The following is a 17,529-nucleotide window of genomic DNA, read 5'->3' as shown; positions in this document are numbered from 1 at the left end:
AGCCCATGAAAAAAATCATCCTTTTCTTGCTGGTTGTGTCCTGGGGCGCCTTGTCCGGATGCGCCTCCACGCTCCGCAAGTCCCCGCAGTTCGACGCGGCCGTCGCCGGGGTCAAGACCATCGCCGTCATGCCCGCGGACGTGAAAGTTTACAAGCTGACCGCCGGCGGGGTCCAGGAACAGATGGACGAATGGTCGGACAAGGCCAAGGCCGACATCCAAACGAATTTGAAAAAGCATCTCGGCTCCCGTTACGGGTTTGAGATCAAGTTTATTCCCGAGGACGGGCTCAAAAAAGACCACAAGTCCCTCTGGACCGAAAACCGGGCGCTTTACGAGGCCGTGGCCCAGAGCGCGCTGATGCACGCGTTCTCCAGCGACACCAACGTCAACGGTTTCAGCCACAAGGCCAAAAATTTCGATTATACGCTCGGCCCGGAAATCCAGGACCTGGCCCGGGTCGCCGGGGCCGACGCGATGGTTTTTATTTACGGGTTCGACTACGAATCCACGGCCGGCCGCAAGGTCCTGGCGGTCTGGAACGTGCTGCTGACCGGATACATGATGCAGACACCGAGTTTCATGTGCCTGGGGCTGGTGGACGGGAAAACCGGGGATGTCCTCTGGTTCAAAGTGACGCCGGGGGACGCTCAGTACAGTTTCCGCGAACCAAAACACCTGGACAGTCTGATCGAATGGCTTACAAGAGATTTTCTTGCTGGCAAAAAATAGCGCGCGGCTTCGCGGCCGCGGCCTGGCTGTCCGGATGCGCGACGGTGAACGTCCCGTCGGTCGGACAGCAGGGTTACGCGGTCGAGGACGACGAGCGCCGGCTCATGAAGCGCGCGGACGAGGCCTCTGAAATGCTGGATGACCGCGGCTACGTGTATCCGGATGAGGAACTGGGCGCCTATCTCAACGGCCTGGCCGGAGAACTTTTGCCGGACGATTTGAAAAACACGGATTTTCAGGTCCGGGTGAAGCTCATCCGTGACCCGTCCCTGAACGCCTTTGCCATGCCTAACGGTGGTATTTACATCTGCACCGGCATCCTGGCTGCGGCCGATAACGAGGCGCAGGTCGCGACTCTGCTGGCGCATGAAATGACGCACGTCATCAGCCGCCACGCCCTGAAACAGTTCCGGTCGGTCACGAATACCGCGGCGTTCTGGAGCGCCATGGCCGCGCCCCTGGCCATCGCCGGCGGCAACCTGGGGCTGATGGTGGCGCAGTTGAGCTTGGTGTCGTCGGTCAGCGGGTATTCGCAGGACCTGGAGTTTGAAGCGGACGAGATGGGCTTCGACCGGGTCAAGGCCGCCGGTTACAACGTGCGCGAGACCGTCAAACTTTTTGAGCACCTGCGGGATTTCATCAAGGCCGAAGACATCAAGGAGCCGTTTTTTTTCTCGTCGCACCCGCGCATCATCGAGCGGATCAGGAATTTTGAGTCGCTGATCATGAAAAGCGGCGGGGCCGCCGCCGAAGGGCGGACCGGGGAAGACGAGTTCAACCGGCTGACCCGCGCGCTTTTGCTTGACGATATCACCCTCTGCCTGGAGCGCGGGATGTTCAAGACCGCGGAGCGCAACGCCGACAAATTCGTGAGGCTTTATCCCGAGGCCCCGGAAGGATATCATTACCGCGGCGAGACCTTCCGCCAGCGGCAGGACGCCCCGAAGGGAAAGAAACTCCGGGACAAGACGGACGATTACCCCAAAGCCGTTGAGGGATTCGACCAGGCCTTAATCAAGGACCCGCATTTCGCGCCCGCGCTCAAGGGCAAGGCCAGGACGCTTTTGCAGGACGGCAATAAGGACGAAGCCAAAGTTTATTTCAGGAAATACCTGGACGCATTGCCCCAGGCCGAGGACAGGGTGTATATCGAGCAGATTTTAAACAAACCGTGAGAGAACAATGAAAAAACGGATTTTCGGGATCGCCGCGTTGCTGGCTTTGCTGGCCGGATGCGCGCCGTGGGTGATGACCACCGGCAAGGAATTTGAGGACAAGCCGCGCGGTTTCGCGGCCGTCCTGCCGGACGGATGGATGCGCTACACCATGGGCCAGGATTTTCTGATGACGCGCGACGGGGTCGTTCTCAACGAGATCGCGGTCCAGAAGATGAAGTTCAAGGACGACCTCGAATTCACCAAGAAGAAATTCCGGCAGGACATGCTCCCGGTGGACCTCGCGGACGCCGAGATCGACAATTTCAAGTCCAACGGCGGCATCGGCAAGTTCGCGGTCCTGGAGAACGCGCCCGTCACCGTCGGCGGGCAGGACGGTTTCCGTCTGGCGTTTTCCTATGAGACGGTCTCCGGCCTGAAGGTCAAGGGCATCCACTGCGGGTTTATCCACAAAGACTGGGTCTACCGGATCCGTTTCACGGGCGCGGCCCAGCACTATTACGGCCGGGACCTGCCGGCGTTCGAACGCTTTATCCAGTCCTTCCGGCTCCTCTGATATGCTAAAAAACAAAACCGTTCTCGCGCTGGCCGGCATCCTCGTCATCGTTTTCGCCCTCCGCCTTCCCTTTATCCAGAACAGGACCTACAACATGGACGAGGCGTTCTCCGCCCTGATCGCCCACGACATCCTCGACGGAAAAATGCCCTACCAGGGCGCGCTGAACAACCGTTCCCCGCTGGTCTATTACGCCTACGCGGCCGCCTTCGCGCTGTTCGGCCGTGACAATATGCCGGCGGTCTATGTTATGCTCGCCCTGACCGTGGCCGCGCAGACGATTTTGATCTGTCTTTTAGGCGCCTGGGGCGGGGACAGGCGGCTGGGGTTGTGGGCCGCGTTTTTTTTCGCGGTGTTTTCGTGGGCCGGCCCGCCCACGGACATGTGGGCCGTGCACACGGAGTGGTTCCTGATCTTGTTCTCCATCCTGGGCATGATCGGGTTGGTAGTCTGGGGGAGGGAGGAGCGGCCGTTCCGCCTGGTCCTGTGCGGAATTTTCTTCGGGCTTGCCGCCCTTTCGAAACAGGTCGGCGTTTTTGATTTCGGCGCGGCGGCGGCCTATGTCTTTTTGTATACGGTCATGCGGAAGCAAGGCCTGAAGAGCGGATTTTTTTGCGTCCTCCTGTTGTCCGCCGGATTTTTCTCCATTCTTCTTCTGGCGTCGTTTTATTTTTATGCCAACGGCGCGTGGGAAGACTATTTATATTATGTCTGGACCTACAACAACCGCCATTATATCCCGGAACTGGGATGGGGGGAACGCTCCCGCGTTTTCGGACCGCATCTCTGGGGTTTTTATCAAAACAAGTATTTGCTGGTCATCTTTGGAACGGCGGGACTGCTCTGGGCCCTGTGCGGCCTGCGTTCCGCGCCGGAAAACAGCGGTCTTCCCCGGCGGGATTTTTGTCTTCTGTTGTGCCTCTGGTTCTTTTTCGGCCTGGCCGGGGCTTCGCTGAGCGCCCGGGGGTTTGAGCACTATTTCCTCCAGACCCTGCCGGCGGCGGTTTTGCTGGCGGCTTACGGCCTGCGGCGTGTTGAAAGTCAATGGCCGGGATTGCGGGCCATTTTTTATTCCTTTGCGTTGGTCAGCCTGCTCCTGTCTGTCGCAGGAACTTTTTTACGTTATTACCGGGAAGTCTGTCCCTTGGACCCTTCCGCGCCGAGTCTGAGCGCATATGTGAAGGACCGCACGTCCAAAGACGATTCCATTTTTGTTTGGGGCAATTACCCTGAATTGTATCTGCATTCCGGCCGCCGCCCCGCGACCCGTTTTGTGGACTGCAATTTTCTGACCGGGCTGACGTATAAAATGGACGCTAACGGGGCATTCACGACAGGGCAGGTGGATCTGCCCGCAGTTTGGTGGACCACGTTCATAGCCGAGCTGGAGCAGAGCAGGCCGGCCATGATCATTGACGTGACCCCGGTTGCCGATTTCCGGTATCAGGCACACCCGATCTCCAGATATCCCCGATTGAAGAAATTCCTGGACCGCTATTATCAGCTGGACCCGCAGTATCGCTACACCTCTTATCCCGGCACGATCCAGATTTACGTCCGTAAGCCATGATACCCTCTCCCAATCCTTCCCCCACGGAGAGGGAGGGAAGAAAGGAATAATCTTGATGGCCCCCACCCCAACCCCTCCCCACAGAGGGGGAGGGGAAAATTGAATAATCTTGATGGCCCCCCGCCCCTGGCCCCTCCCCACGAGGGGGAGGGGTTAAAGGAAAGACTTGATGGGGGGAGGGGTTAAAGGAAAGACTTGATGGGGGGAGGGGTTAAAGGGATGGCTGAATGGGGAAGACTTGAATGGGGAAGACTTGAATGGGGAAGACTTGAATGGGGAAGACTTGATTGGGGAGGGAATTATTAGAAGGGGATCATAATGTTAGCATTCCCCCCTCCCCTTGTGGGAGGGGGTAGGGGGAGGGGTATGAAGAAAACATTAACACCGTTTGCAAGGAAGTTGAGAAAAGAGCCGACAGAAGCTGAAAAGTATCTTTGGCGTCTTCTCCGTTATAAGATTTCTGATGCCAAATTTCGCAGACAGGCCGTTATTGGTCACTATATCGTGGATTTTGCGTGCTTTGAGAAGAAATTGGTTATTGAAGTCGATGGTGGACAACATCGGCAGAGTCAGAGTGATCATTTGCGTGACGAGTGGCTGAAGCAACAGGGTTTTCAGGTTTTAAGGTTTTGGAATAATGATGTACTGAAAAATATGGATGGGGTGTTGCAGAGGATTAAGGAATGTTTGTGATGATGCCCCCCTCCCTGGCCCTCCCCACGGCGGGGGAGGGAAGAAAGGAATAATCTTGATGGCCCCCACCCCAACCCCTCCCCACAGAGGGGGAGGGGAAAATTGAATAATCTTGATGGCCCCCCGCCCCTGGCCCCTCCCCGCGAGGGGGAGGGGTTAAAGGAAAGACTTGATGGGGGGAGGGGTTAAAGGGATGGCTGAATGGGGAAGACTTGAATGGGGAAAACTTGATTGGAGGGGAAATTATTAGGAAGGAATTATAATGTTAGCATTCCCCCCCCTCCCCTTGTGGGAGGGGGTAGGGGGAGGGGAAAAAATGGTGCAACCTTCCAACTGGATTGGAGTATAATACTGGCTTATGGCTCGCGCAAAAGCCACTGAAACCGCAGTATTTGAGTTCCCTGAAGTCCGCGTCGTTGAGGCCTCGGCCGGCTCCGGCAAAACCTACACCCTCGCCAAACGTTACGTTCAGCTCCTCTTAAGCCCGTCCATCAAAGACCAACAGCCCCTGATCCGCTCCATCCTCGCCATCACCTTCACCAACAAGGCGGCGATGGAGATGAAGGGCCGCATTTTAAGCTTCCTCAAAAAGATCGCTTTGGGCGACCTTCCCGCCGGCGAGCTGGACGATATCCTCGCGCCCATCGGCATCAGCCCCGAGGAAGCCGGCCGCAAATCGTTTGTGATCATGGAACAGATCATCCGCCAGTTCAACTTTTTTCAGGTCCAGACCATCGACAGTTTCATCAAAACACTCCTGCTGGGCTGTGCCTTCAAGACTGGGCTGACAGCCGGCTTTCGCATCCGCACCAATTCCCAGGAATACCTTGAGCACGCCCTGGACGAACTTATCGACAACGCCGGCTCCGACAAGTCCCTGAGGGGGATATTCCAGGAATTTCTGCACAATTACCTCTATCTGGAGAACCGCTCGGGCTGGTTCCCCAAAGAGGACATGCTTGCCATTCTCAAGGCCCTGTTCACCCAGTTCAACCATTACGGGCTGGACTACCGGGACAGCCCTGTGGGTTCGGCCGAGCTCATCAAGCTCAGGCACACGGTGCTGAAAAACATCAAAAACCTGCACAGTGAACTGGACGGGGACAACATTGACAAAAGGTTCATCAACAGTTTGGACAATTTCGTCAAGACCCATGACACGAGTTTCGACATCGATACCCTGTCCTCGTATTTTGAGAGAGAAGACCTGCCGGTCAAGAAAGGCGGCAAAGCCCCGGACCGCCTTCACAAGGCCTGGGACAAGATCCGCAAAGACCTCAAGCGCATCTGCGAAGACGAGGCGTTTTCCCTGTTCAACCCCTATGTCCACATTTTTCAGCAGGCCCTGGCCGCATTTGAAACGATTGCCACCAAAGAAGACGTGCTTTTTCTGGAAGAGCTCAACCGCAAGGCCAGCCAGCTGTTCAAGCAAGGCGATATCTCTGTGGGCGAGTTGTATTACCGGCTGGCCACGCGCTTCCGCCATTACCTGCTGGACGAGTTCCAGGACACCAGCCGGCTCCAGTGGAAAAACATCGAGCCCATGGCGTCCGAAGCCCTGGCTTCCGGCGGGTCGCTTTTTTACGTGGGCGACAAGAAGCAGGCCATCTACGATTTTCGCGGCGGGGATGTCGAGCTGTTTGACGAGATCCGCACCGGGTTAAAGGATTACAACGTTCAGCTTGAGACTCTGACCAAGAACTGGCGCAGTCAGAAGGAGGTCGTGGAGTTCAACAACGCGGTCTTTTCCGCCGAAAACCTGCGGGGTTTCATCAGCCGCAAAGAAGCGTTCGAGGCTGAGAAAAAGAAGAAGGGCCAGGTGGTTTTCAGCGAAGAAGACCTGACTGTGGTGGAACAGGCCTTCGGCAATTCCCTCCAGACCTGCAAGAACGAGAACACCGGCGGTTACGTCAAGGTCGAGCACCTGGACGTCGACAAAAAAGACGAGCGCGACGAGGCCCTGCGAGAGCGGATCGTCCCGCTCATCAAGGACCTGAGCCGGCGCTTCACCCTGTCCGACATCGCCATCCTCACGCGCAATAATAAGGAAGTCGAGCGTGTCACCGGCTGGCTTCTTGCGGAGAACATCTTTGTCGAATCCGAGCGCACCTCCAATGTCCGGGAGAACCCGGTCATCCAGGAGATCGTTTCTCTGCTGAAATTCCTCAATTCCCCGATCGACAACCTGTCCTTTGCCCAGTTTCTGCTGGGCGAAAGCTTCCGCAAGGCCAATGGGGACATGTTCCCATCCCCCAAAGGGACGGGTACGTGTCCCCAGAATATGCACGACTTCCTCTTCTCCATCCGCCCCCGCATCAAAGGCGAAAAAGATTTTTATATCTACATGGCCTTCCGCGAGCAGTATCCCGAACAATGGCAGGGGCTGTTCGAGGAATTTTTCAAGAACGTCGGGCTGTATCCGATGTATGAAATGACGGTCAGCATCTACAACCGCTTCCAACTGCTCAAAAATTTCCCTGAATACCAGGGCTTCCTCATGCGTTTTCTGGAATTGATCAAGCGCGAGGAAGAGGACCACAGCGACATCGCGTCGTTCCTGGAATATTTCGATGAGCTGGAAGGCGACGATCTGTTTGTCCACGTCACCGACACCGAAGCCGTCAAGGTCCTCACCGTCCACAAATCCAAAGGGCTCGAGTTCCCGGTCGTGATCCTGCCGTTTCTGGGCATGAACGTCCAGGTCGGCGAAGGGGCCGGGGACAACCAGCAGTCCTACGTCCTGCAGAAAGAAGCGGACTCTGTCCGTCTCCTGCGGCTCAAGTCCAAATATTACAATTACTCCGATGAGCTCTACGCCATCTACGCCCGCGAATACAAAAAGAATTTTCTTTCGGAGCTGAACAATATTTACGTGGCCCTGACCCGGCCGCAGTATGAGCTTTATGTTTTCCTGTCCAACAAAGTCGGCCAGCACCACAACCCGGCGCGTTTCTTGTTCCCCCATCCAGAATCTTCCAATCAATCCCTCCCCCCACGTGGGGAGGGTCAGGGAGGGGGCATCAAGGCATCACAAACAACCCCTCCCCCAGCCCCTCCCACAAGGGGAGGGGAGTTTTCGTCTGAGGGATCTCTCAATTCTTCCCTTGGTGGGGAGAGTCATGCAAATTCTTTCCCTCCCCCTGGTGGGGAGGGCGAGGGAGGGGGCATCAAGTCATCTCAAACAACCCCTCCCCTTGGTGGGGAGGGCCAGGGAGGGGGGCTAATCCTTTACGAATTTGGCGACAAACTCAAATACCCTCCCAAGAAGGAAACGCCGGAAGACAACATCCTCCGCCTGCCGTCGTCCGACCATCACGACTGGATCGACTATCTCAAAGATGAATTTGCCCCTTTTGACAACCTGAAAAACCGCAAGCAGAAACTCCGGGGGTCGGTGATCCACTTCATGCTCTCTTTTGTGGGCAATTTAGCTTCTCCATCAACCCCTCCCCCACGTGGGGAGGGCCAGGGAGGGGGCATCAAGGCATCACCATCAATTCCTCCCATGGAAAGCCATGCCTCATCTTCCCTCCCCCCGGTGGGGAGGGATCGGGAGGGGGGCAGCATCCAACGGTTCCTCGACCAGGCCCTCAAAGAAGCCGCTTTGTTCTACCCCGGCCTCGACAACCTCAAAGACCATCTGGCCATTGTCGAGAAGCTGGTCACCGCTCCCCAGCTTGCGTCCTTTATGCGCGTCGAAGACGGCGAGGTCCAGACCGAAGTGGACGTCGTCAACGCCCTCGGCCACACCAAGCGCCTGGACCGGCTCATTATAAAAGAGAAGGAGGTCTGGGTCGTGGACTACAAACCAAGCCCGGACGTCGAAGGCAAATACCAGGAACAGGTGAGAGGATACATGAATATCCTCAAAGAACTCCATCCCAAGGTGGGGGTGAAGGGGTTTTTAGTTTATATGGAGAAAGTGGGAGTGGAGGAAGTTGGGGAGAAGGCGATCTTTTAGGAGAAGCGGGAAAATTTCGTATCCTCATCAACTGGTGTGGTGTTTATGATTTGGGTTCTCAGCGGGGTCGTCTTCCTCGCGGCCTTCCTTTTGTTCCAGATTGAGCTGATTATTGCCAAAGTATTTCTTCCCTCCTTCGGCGGGAGTTACTTTGTTTGGGGGGCGTGCGTCGTTTTCTTCCAGGGGGCGCTCCTGGCGGGATATCTGTACTCCCATTTCATTCTGGAACAAGCGGGCATTCGGCGCTACCGGCATGTCTATATACTTCTTTTTTTACTGCCGTTGTTGGGATTCCCCGGCCAGCCCCTGCCAGCCGTAACCGTCAGCCGGCACATTCCCCCTGTCCTGGATATTTTTTTTCATCTGCTCATCAGCATCGGCCCGGTTTTCTTTATCCTGTCCACGGTCAGCGTGACTTTGCAAAAATGGGTGACCGTGTCCTCGCTCCCGCAAAGGGAACAGCCCTATTTTTTGTACGCGTGGTCCAACCTCGGCTCTCTGGGGGCGCTCGTTTCGTATCCGCTTTTTTTCGAGTCGCATTTCGATTTGACACAGCAGATCCGGATATGGCGCTGGGGATATTTTATTTTGATCGCGGGGGCGGCTGCGCTTGCGGCCTTCCTGCGGCTGATGCCTGAACAAAAGCAAAGCGCGGACCGTTCCCGGCCCGCAATAGCCCGGTCCGTCGTTTTCCGCTGGCTGTTGTTGAGCGCCGCCGGGGTCGTGATGTTCCTGGGGGTGACGAATGTCATCACCAACGAAATCGCGCCGGTCCCGTTGTTGTGGGTCGTGCCGCTGGCCATTTATCTGGCGGCGTTTATCCTGACTTTCCGTGAGCCATCGCTGTGCCCCGCGTGGATCAAAAACCAAATTTGGCTGTGGGTCGGGCTCGGGGTTGTGTTGCACCTGCTCACGGAAGCCGGCGCGATCACGTCCCTGTCCGTGTGGGGGCTTCTTCTGTATTGCGGACTCCTGTTTGTGGTCTGCATGTACTGCCAGCATGAGCTTTATCAGAGCCGCCCCAGGGACAGCCGCGGCCTGACCTATTTTTACGCGATCATCTCTCTGGGAAGCTTTCTGGGGGGGATTGCCGTCAGTTGGGTTGTCCCTTTGCTGTCATCGGGGCTGATCGAGCTTTTGCTGGCCTTTTGCATTTTGTCGTTGGCTCTGACGGCTGATCCGAGATTGGCCGGCGACAGAGACTTTTACTTGCGCCTGCTGGCGGTGATGTGGGTTTTTATGGTGCAAAATTGCCCCCGGGTTGCCGGGGCGCTCCTGACCGCCGTCATCCTGTATGCGGTTTGGCGGCAGTTGAAAGAAAAACCGCGGGTGGTTTATTGCGTGCTTCTCGCCGCCCTTTACCTGGTTCCCTTGTTCCGCGTGGACCTGATGCAGAGCAACGTCATTTACCGCCACCGCAACTATTACGGCATCATGAAGATCGTGGAGGACAGGCGCGCGCGTTATTTCGTCCACGGGCAGACCGTTCATGGGGCGCAATTCCTCGACCCGGCGCGCCAGCAGGAGCCGTTGGCGTATTTCCATTATTCCACCCCGATCGGGCAGGTCATGCAGTCCGGCCGGTTTCAATTTCACAACGTGGGGATTATCGGGCTGGGGGCGGGCGCTTTGGCGGCCTATGCCAAAGAGGGAATGGCCTTTGATTTTTTGGAGCTGGACCCGGACGTCTACGCCACCGCGCAAAAATATTTCACGTATCTCAAGAACAGCCGGGGGAAGATCGCATATTACTGGGGGGATGCCCGCCTGTCCCTGGACCAGATCCCGTCAGGAAAATACGACCTGTTCATTGTGGACGCCTTCGGCGGTGATGCCGTCCCCATTCACCTTTTGACCACGGAGGCGATTGCCAAATACCGGCAATGTCTCAAAGAGGACGGACTGCTTCTTTTTCATTTCACCAACCGGTATCTGCGGCTGGATCCGGTCCTGGGCCGTAACGCGCTGGAGCTCAAGGCCTTTGTCGCGTACCAGGAAAATCCGCCGGACGACGCTAACCTTGTGATGGAGTCATCCTGGTTTGCTATGACCTGGGACGCGCAGAAACATCATATTCTGGTGAACGATCTGGGCTGGCAGGATGTGGATACCGGGCGGGTGAAGAACGTGCGCCCCTGGATGGACGGATATTCCAATATTGTTCCGTATATCAAGTTTTAGCCGGTGGACGTGCGGCGGGTCCCTGGTCCACCGGATGGTATCCCGTATTCTTCCGGCGGTTTCGAAAAGGTTGCCTTTTCTGCCACCGGGTGCTAAAACAGGATTATTCCGCGGAGTTCCGGGGGGCACTGCCGAATCTTGAAATTGTGTGCGTGTCCCGGATACCGAAGGCAAATACCAGAAGCAGGTGAGAGGATACATGAATATCCTCAAAGAACTCCATCCCAAGGTGGGGGTGGAGGAGGTTAGGTGGGGGCGGAGGATTTTTAGAATTTGTCTGGATTGGTTACGAAGAGGGGCGCTATGAAAAAAATATTCCTTATGCTTTTACCATTAGTGATAGGTTGTGTAACCGTCCCGATAGCAGAGAAGATAGTCGCTCAACGGACATCAGCTACAATCGCAGCCCCTAAAGATAAGATTTGGCCTTTGCTTGTAGCAGAAATTGCGCAGCATTATCCCATCCAAGTTATTGAAAAAGATAGCGGCCTCATATCGACCCAAATGGTCCAAATGCCCGTTGGCTTCAATAATCGTGGCATGGAGCAATATATATATCCTCCGCGCGGATTTCTGGCTACTTGGGAAGGTTTGCGCATGAGTATGCAAATTATTGCGATTGACGGGGAACCAGGAACGACAATTGTAACAATCAATTCGCATTATGAGGCCTATGAAAGCAACCTTTCAAAGTCTTGGGTCGTTGCCCAATCCAGCGGAGCAGTGGAAAATCAGGTTCTAACCGCAATTGAGCAGAAACTTAATCTCAAATAGCAATCCCCCGATAACGGTCAGAAAAATGCTATTCGGTGACAGGGGTCATGGGACAAAAGGAGACAGCCATGGTGGTCAAGGAGGGCTTGAGGTGATGCTCAAAAAATTCCTTTTCAGTCTGTTTATTTTCGGCCTGATGTCTACAGCGCAGGCCGACGACCTGCCGATGCCGGGGTTTTATACCATATAGGAGATTTCCCGCCGAGCTCATTGTTTACACGGACGAAGCAGACAAGTTCGAGCTTGGCAAAAAATATTACTTCACTGTCACGAGCCACCCGAAGTCGGGAGGCCCGGGCATCCGCGTCGAGGCAGGCAAGTGGTGGGAAGAATGCCAGCCCATGCCGGACATCGGGCCGGGGGGTGTATCGAATTAGGTGTCAACGAAAGGAGGAGCGAGGATGTTTTCACTTGCGATGAAGGGCGTTCTTTTTCTGATGTTTTTCATGGTGAGCGGTTCTGCGGAAACGTCCCAGACTTACGTGAGTTTGATCCAGTCAAAGAATTTCTTCGAAGCTGAGCGTCAGCTGACTGAGCTGGAAAATTCAAAATTGAAGAACGCCGACGGCAACTACGTTTTTTACCAGACGATCAGGGAGATCAGCAAGGATTTGGCCCTGGATCCCGACGCGTCATTGCCCGCGCTGAACACTTGGTGCGGACAGAGCTCCCATCTTTATCTTCCTTTTCTCATCCGGGGGCGTTTTTACAAGGACTTTGCCTGGGCAGACCGGGGGACGACTTTCGCCGACAAGGTCCTGCCGGAGGCCTGGCCTGTTTTCAAGGAACGCCTGGCGCTGGCCAAAAAAGACCTTTCTGAGGCCGCGGGCTTAAACCCGCAGTCCGCGGAGCCATGGGTGGCCCTGATGGCGGTTGATTTGGGGCTCGGGGATTATGAGAACCTGGAAAAAAGTTTCAACGAAGCCGTGAAGCTGGATAAGGACCATTATGGAAGTTACTATGTGATGCTTCAATCCAAGATGGAGAAGTGGGGCGGAAGCAACGAGGAGATGTTTGAGTTCGCCCGGAGCGCTTATCGAAAGGGCGATGGCAACCCGGCGTTCGGTTTTCTTTTGCTGGAAGCGCATGATGAAATGGCGTCGCGCCGGAAATCGGCCACGGACGGGAAAAAGCAGGATTATTACCAGCGCCCGGAAATTTACGAAGAAATGCGCGGCATTGTGGACGCGATCCTGAAGGAATATTCGCAATCCGTGCGGGCGCTGAACTGGTCGGCCAAGATCGATTATTTTGCCGGGAAATATGCGGAAGCGCTCCGCCAGCTGGAGCTGCTGGAGGACGCCGTGGATGAAGACGTTTGGAAGCGCGATTTCGTCATGAAGACCAAGGCTTGGCTCAACAGCCAGCGCGCCATGGGCAAGTTTTAATTAGGAAGGACGGGCTATGAAAAAAATTCTTTGCGGCACCGTTGTCCTGTGGCTGTTGACGCCCCTGAATGCCCCGGCGCAAACGGCCTGCGACGAGTTCATCAAGACATACCACCCCCAGAGCACGCCCGAGCAGACGTACCGGCTGGAGCTCGACATGATGAAGCAGGGCGCCTACTGTTATGACCTGGACATTTTTGACCCGGCATGGCGGAAGATGGCCGCGAAGAATTCCTTCAGCGAGACGCACAAGTCAACCGCGCAAAGCTTTGACCGGCCTTTCAAGACGTATCAGGAGGGCAAATACGCCGTCATCTATTATCCCGGCCAGAAAACTCTCGGGCCGGTCTTCCTGTACCGGGAAAACGGCGTGTGGCTCCTGGACCGCACCAGCGTATATCAGCACATCCGTTACGGCCAGGAATGGATGGTCTACGACGGTGATTATCCGTATCTGGCGCTGTTGAAGAAAGTCTTTCCGTTGGAGGAAGGGGCCGCGGGCGGCGGCCGCAAAGCGTATCGGCTTCAGGAGTGAGAGCCGGGCAAGGAGGAGGCGCTCCATGATCAAGAAGATCCTTTTTGGCATTCTGGGCCTGGGGCTGGCGATTAGCGCGCAGGCGGAAGATTTGCCGATGCCGGGGTATTATTCCATCCAGGAGATCCCCCGGACCTCTGCCGGCAGCACCTACACGACCGAAGGTTATGTGGTGTTCCAATACCAGTGCCCGCCCTGTCCGCCTCCAGACCAATGCAAGCCGTGCATGGAGTCCAACATCATCATTTCCGAAAACAACGTCATCCGCAGAAACTACAGCGACCTGTCTGACACCGAGCTCCTGGTTTTTACGGACAACGCGGAAAAGTTAGAGCTGGGCAAAAGGTATTACTTTGTCGTCTCGATCAAGGCGATCCCGTATTCTCCTGCCCAGACGCGCGTCGAGCTGGGGCAGTGGTGGGAGGTAGACCAGTCCGCGCCGGACATCGGGCCGGGGGGCGTGTCGGATTGAGTGGACCAGGGTTTCAGAAAATGTCAGACCCGTGTATATCAGAGGAGAATTGAATGAATAAACTGATCTGTGTTGTCGCTTTTCTCGTTTTTGCCTGCGGCCCTGTCCTGGCCCAGCCCGGCATTCCGATGGAATCCATCCCCCCGGACCCGGCCCCTGAGACCAGAGAGCTGATTAAACAGTTGTATTCAAAGAATTTTGAGGACAGGATGGTTGCCGCGGGCGCTTTGGGGAAAAAGAAGGCCGGGGCGGCTGTCCCCTATCTCATTGACCTTTTGTGCGACCGGAACGGTTATACCGGGAGCCGGATCATCCTGGTTTCGGACGCTGCCGTTAAGGCGTTGGTCAACATCGGCGAGCCGGCGATCGAACCCTTGATCAAAGAGATCGAATTCGAACAGAACGACGTTCCCTTGACCGAGAACGGGGCCGTGCTTTTTTATCCCCCGGGGGAATGTCTGAGTTTTGCAGAAGCGGGCGAGATCCTGGGCCTCAGTGATTCCCCGGCTGTTTTTGAGCTTTTGGAAAAGGCCTTAAAAAATCCGAAAGTTTCCATGCGGCTCATGGCCGCGGCCGCTTTGGGCGGGATCTGCGACCCCCGCGCCATCGATCTGCTCATCGGGGCGCTGGGCGACGAGATCCCGGCTATGCGCATGCAAGCCATGACCGCATTGAGTCAGTATGCGCACTCAAAAGCATACGGCGCTTTGCTGAATCATGAAAAGAAAGAAACCGACCCCCGCGCGCAAGGATGGCTGAAAATTAAGCTCCGTCCCGGCCCCCCGCCGCCGGACGCGGACGAGAACAGCATGTGTCTTGATCGGGAGGAGCGTTTAAAATTACAAGATGAGCAGTCGACCATTGAATTTTGGGATTAGGCCGGGGAAAGGCGTTCGGATTGAGGGTGAAAGCAAAGGGAAGCGATATTTTCTGGGGCATTGTTCTCGGGCTTTTGCCGTCCTGCGTTCTCGGCGCGGTGTAATTGTGGCTTTCTAATGAGTTTTGGAAGGGATTCGGGCAGGGCGCGCAAGACCGTTGAGGGAAGATGGGGGGACAGGGGAGAGAGCGCGAATGAAGTCGTGTCCCCGGGATTATCAAAACATATGAAAAATATAGTTTTTTTGACAACAGTTAACCATAACGTTGGGGACGATTTCATCCGGGAGGGGCTTGTCTATTTATTAAAAGACGTTGTCGGCGAATTTCATCAGATCCTGATTCATAAACATGAGCCGTTAAGACCTGTCCCCGGCCTTTTAAAGTTCAGGGGGCTCCGAAGGATTTGGAAGATTTCAAGAAAAGGCCATGTGGAGAGATATTTTAATCGTATTTTTAAGGCAGATATTGTCATCCAGGCCGGTGCGCCTGTCTATTGGATCTCAAATTCTCATGACAGCTCCATGGCCGAATGGGTTAAGCCGTTCTGGCATGATCGGGTTGCCCAATTTTATAAGGAAAAGCCCGTTCTTAATTTGGCGGCGGGATCATGTTTCTCATTGCAGGAAAAGCTATCATCAATTCTGAAACACGAGAAATTGACAAGTTTTATCAGGGATATTCACCGTTTTTGCCGCGTTACGACCGTCCGGGATGCCCTCGCTAAAGAAATTCTGGACGGGCTTGGATTAAAGAACGAACTGCTTCCCTGCGCATCAATTTTTGCCAGGGATTTATTCTCTGTGGAGCCAAAGCCGCCCGAGTTTTTTCTGATCAACTACATGAAATTAACGGGACATTACGCGTGGGACCCGGGATTTGACGCTGACGTCTGGATCCGGAAAGTTTTAGAGGTGTATCGCATTGCCAAGAAGATATACCCTGTTAAATTTATTTGCCATAATTTGCAGGAAATCCGGGAGGCCCGGGATATCGGCATCCCCCGTCAGGAGCTTTTTTATTCGCGCGATCACCGGGATTATATCGAAATGTATTCTAAGGGCGCGGGTGGATTTCTAAATCGTGTGCATGGCGCGATGATGCTGGCAAGTTTTGGCCGGAAGTCCTTTGTTGTCGGCAATGATACAAGGATTCAAATGGCCAGCTTAATTGGGATCCCTGCTGTCCCTGTGTCTGAAGTTGCGAAAATCGATGCCAAATCGGCTGTCGATTCGGTATTGAACGAGCAAGGCCCTTTTTCTGAAGCCATGAGGACCGTCAGAGAAAGAGCGGCTGGTTCCTATCGCGCAATATTGCGTGAAAGCTTGCGATCATGATAAAAAGGATTTTAATTGCCCGTCCCGACGGCATAGGCGATTTTATCATTTTCACGGCTGTCCTGGATGAGTATCGGCGAGTATTCCCCTGCGCCAAGATAGATATTTTGTGCCTTTCCGGTTTGAAAGATATGGTCGAGGCGATACCTGCCATTGACAGGAAGATGTATGTCGATGCGAAAAATATCTTGAGGAAAAAATACTTTTTCCACCGGATCATGGTCCGGCTTATGCTGTTTTTTCGCAATTATGACATTTTGCTCTGCCCGGTTTACTCCCGCAATGAAATTGTCGATACAGTCGCGCGTTGGGTCAGGGCGAAGGAAAAGGTTGCTTTTGACGGGGATGGGGCGAATGATCCTCTTTCTGAGCGGATGGGCAGGAATAAGTATTTTAACCGGATCATCTCTTCCGATCCCCGGCCGCTCATGGAGATAGACAGAAATGCCGAATTTATTAACCATTTGGGCGGCCATTTGAGGACGGGCAGCCTCACCACGAAGTTCTGGTTTACAAATTCCGACCAGGCGGATTGCGATAAGATTTTACAAAAGAATGGATTGAGCCGCGGGAATTATATTTGTGTGTTCCCGGGGTCCGGCTTTCGTGCCAAACATTGGGGAACGGATAATTGGTTAAAATTTTTTGAGGGGTTTTTTTGTGGATATCCTCTGACGAAGGTCGTGTTATTGGGGGGTCCTCGTGACAAGAAAGTGAATGATGCCATCTTTGCGCGATTGCGATCAAGAAATCAGGTCATTGACCTGACCGGCAGCCTGAATCTAAGGGTGCTGGCCAAAGTCATTGCCCATTCCAAATTGTTGGTTTCCACGGATACCGCGGCGATTCATATTGCCGCGGCAGTCGGGACCCCCAACGTTTGTATTATGGGAGGCGGGCATTTTGGGCGTTTTTATCCGTATGGCGATCTGTCAAAAAACCGGATCGTCCACAAGCAGATGGATTGTTATGGCTGTAATTGGCGGTGCCGTTATTCCAGCATAAAGTGCATTCAGGATATCGATTGTGAGGATGTTTTGAAAGAAGTGCAAAAAATTTTGTGACGATTCTTTGAGGATTTTATTTGCGCGGTTTCTGGAATCTCGGGCACACAAGATATCATTTGGATAATCAAGCCCTGTGAGATACCCCCGATTTAACGGACGGGTTAATTAAAGGACAGCCGTGGTCTCAGCCATCTCTGGCGTAATATAGTTCAAGGACTGATGGATTCGTTGCCTGTTATAAAATATTTCCAGGAATTTGAATACTTCCGACTG

The 17,529-nt window shown here is 54.5% G+C and carries 15 protein-coding genes; 14 read left to right on the top strand and 1 reads right to left on the bottom strand.

From position 1 onward, the window contains the following. Positions 1–5: 5 nt before the first annotated feature. The 13 genes from Q8Q08_05320 (at position 6) to Q8Q08_05260 (ending at position 16,249) form a co-directional block, all read left to right on the top strand. Complete coding sequence (locus Q8Q08_05320) at positions 6–731, top strand: hypothetical protein (GenBank protein MDP2653435.1); 726 nt, start codon at positions 6–8, stop codon at positions 729–731. Next, positions 695–1,906 carry a M48 family metalloprotease gene (locus tag Q8Q08_05315; protein ID MDP2653434.1) on the top strand — a complete coding sequence of 404 codons (1,212 nt, stop codon included), beginning with the start codon at positions 695–697 and terminating at the stop codon, positions 1,904–1,906. Before Q8Q08_05320 ends, Q8Q08_05315 begins: the two co-directional genes overlap by 37 nt. Positions 1,907–1,913: 7 nt before the next feature. Continuing rightward, positions 1,914–2,462: a hypothetical protein gene (locus Q8Q08_05310; protein ID MDP2653433.1), complete on the top strand. Its 549-nt coding sequence runs from the start codon at positions 1,914–1,916 to the stop codon at positions 2,460–2,462. 1 nt (position 2,463) lies between these two features. Further along, entirely contained in the window at positions 2,464–4,032 is a 1,569-nt protein-coding gene (locus tag Q8Q08_05305) for a hypothetical protein (GenBank protein MDP2653432.1), read from the top strand. Positions 4,033–4,398: 366 nt separating this feature from the next. Further along, positions 4,399–4,725, top strand: a complete 327-nt coding sequence (locus Q8Q08_05300) for a DUF559 domain-containing protein (GenBank protein MDP2653431.1) — start codon at positions 4,399–4,401, stop codon at positions 4,723–4,725. 358 nt (positions 4,726–5,083) lie between these two features. Then, a complete protein-coding gene (locus tag Q8Q08_05295; GenBank protein MDP2653430.1) occupies positions 5,084–8,686 on the top strand; it encodes a UvrD-helicase domain-containing protein in 3,603 nt (1,200 codons plus the stop codon). A gap of 45 nt (positions 8,687–8,731) precedes the next feature. Then, positions 8,732–10,867, top strand: coding sequence for a fused MFS/spermidine synthase (locus tag Q8Q08_05290; GenBank protein MDP2653429.1), 2,136 nt, complete (start codon positions 8,732–8,734; stop codon positions 10,865–10,867). A gap of 303 nt (positions 10,868–11,170) precedes the next feature. Then, positions 11,171–11,641: a hypothetical protein gene (locus Q8Q08_05285; GenBank protein ID MDP2653428.1), complete on the top strand. Its 471-nt coding sequence runs from the start codon at positions 11,171–11,173 to the stop codon at positions 11,639–11,641. 401 nt (positions 11,642–12,042) lie between these two features. After that, a complete protein-coding gene (locus tag Q8Q08_05280) occupies positions 12,043–13,029 on the top strand; it encodes a hypothetical protein (GenBank protein ID MDP2653427.1) in 987 nt (328 codons plus the stop codon). A gap of 16 nt (positions 13,030–13,045) precedes the next feature. After that, positions 13,046–13,564: a hypothetical protein gene (locus Q8Q08_05275; GenBank protein MDP2653426.1), complete on the top strand. Its 519-nt coding sequence runs from the start codon at positions 13,046–13,048 to the stop codon at positions 13,562–13,564. A 25-nt stretch (positions 13,565–13,589) separates the two neighbouring features. Then, on the top strand, positions 13,590–14,036 hold the full coding sequence (locus tag Q8Q08_05270) for a hypothetical protein (protein MDP2653425.1): 447 nt from the start codon (positions 13,590–13,592) through the stop codon (positions 14,034–14,036). 53 nt (positions 14,037–14,089) lie between these two features. Continuing rightward, entirely contained in the window at positions 14,090–14,914 is an 825-nt protein-coding gene (locus Q8Q08_05265; GenBank protein MDP2653424.1) for a HEAT repeat domain-containing protein, read from the top strand. A 225-nt stretch (positions 14,915–15,139) separates the two neighbouring features. Further along, positions 15,140–16,249: a polysaccharide pyruvyl transferase family protein gene (locus Q8Q08_05260; protein ID MDP2653423.1), complete on the top strand. Its 1,110-nt coding sequence runs from the start codon at positions 15,140–15,142 to the stop codon at positions 16,247–16,249. 11 nt (positions 16,250–16,260) lie between these two features. Here Q8Q08_05260 and Q8Q08_05255 read toward each other — a convergent pair whose 3' ends face one another. Then, positions 16,261–16,725 (bottom strand): hypothetical protein, encoded by a 465-nt coding sequence (locus tag Q8Q08_05255; protein MDP2653422.1) that lies wholly within the window; start codon positions 16,723–16,725, stop codon positions 16,261–16,263. On the opposite strand from Q8Q08_05255, the gene Q8Q08_05250 reads away from it, so the two are divergent. Beyond that, positions 16,678–17,313, top strand: coding sequence for a glycosyltransferase family 9 protein (locus Q8Q08_05250; GenBank protein ID MDP2653421.1), 636 nt, complete (start codon positions 16,678–16,680; stop codon positions 17,311–17,313). The genes Q8Q08_05255 and Q8Q08_05250 overlap by 48 nt on opposite strands. Positions 17,314–17,529 lie beyond the last annotated feature (216 nt).

This window comes from Candidatus Omnitrophota bacterium, assembly GCA_030688425.1.
In the GTDB taxonomy this organism is placed as follows: domain Bacteria; phylum Omnitrophota; class Gorgyraeia; order Zapsychrales; family JANLHA01; genus JAUYIB01.
This window is presented reverse-complemented; position numbering and strand designations above follow the sequence as displayed.

Coding starts and splice junctions, on each gene's coding strand:
- Q8Q08_05265 (MDP2653424.1), top strand. CDS start 14,090: ATGAATAAACTGATCTGTGTTGTCGCTTTTCTCGTTTTTGCCTGCGGC.
- Q8Q08_05285 (MDP2653428.1), top strand. CDS start 11,171: ATGAAAAAAATATTCCTTATGCTTTTACCATTAGTGATAGGTTGTGTA.
- Q8Q08_05280 (MDP2653427.1), top strand. CDS start 12,043: ATGTTTTCACTTGCGATGAAGGGCGTTCTTTTTCTGATGTTTTTCATG.
- Q8Q08_05255 (MDP2653422.1), bottom strand. CDS start 16,725: ATGGCCGCCCAAATGGTTAATAAATTCGGCATTTCTGTCTATCTCCAT.
- Q8Q08_05275 (MDP2653426.1), top strand. CDS start 13,046: ATGAAAAAAATTCTTTGCGGCACCGTTGTCCTGTGGCTGTTGACGCCC.
- Q8Q08_05250 (MDP2653421.1), top strand. CDS start 16,678: ATGGAGATAGACAGAAATGCCGAATTTATTAACCATTTGGGCGGCCAT.
- Q8Q08_05295 (MDP2653430.1), top strand. CDS start 5,084: ATGGCTCGCGCAAAAGCCACTGAAACCGCAGTATTTGAGTTCCCTGAA.
- Q8Q08_05300 (MDP2653431.1), top strand. CDS start 4,399: ATGAAGAAAACATTAACACCGTTTGCAAGGAAGTTGAGAAAAGAGCCG.
- Q8Q08_05260 (MDP2653423.1), top strand. CDS start 15,140: ATGAAAAATATAGTTTTTTTGACAACAGTTAACCATAACGTTGGGGAC.
- Q8Q08_05270 (MDP2653425.1), top strand. CDS start 13,590: ATGATCAAGAAGATCCTTTTTGGCATTCTGGGCCTGGGGCTGGCGATT.
- Q8Q08_05290 (MDP2653429.1), top strand. CDS start 8,732: ATGATTTGGGTTCTCAGCGGGGTCGTCTTCCTCGCGGCCTTCCTTTTG.
- Q8Q08_05305 (MDP2653432.1), top strand. CDS start 2,464: ATGCTAAAAAACAAAACCGTTCTCGCGCTGGCCGGCATCCTCGTCATC.
- Q8Q08_05320 (MDP2653435.1), top strand. CDS start 6: ATGAAAAAAATCATCCTTTTCTTGCTGGTTGTGTCCTGGGGCGCCTTG.
- Q8Q08_05310 (MDP2653433.1), top strand. CDS start 1,914: ATGAAAAAACGGATTTTCGGGATCGCCGCGTTGCTGGCTTTGCTGGCC.
- Q8Q08_05315 (MDP2653434.1), top strand. CDS start 695: ATGGCTTACAAGAGATTTTCTTGCTGGCAAAAAATAGCGCGCGGCTTC.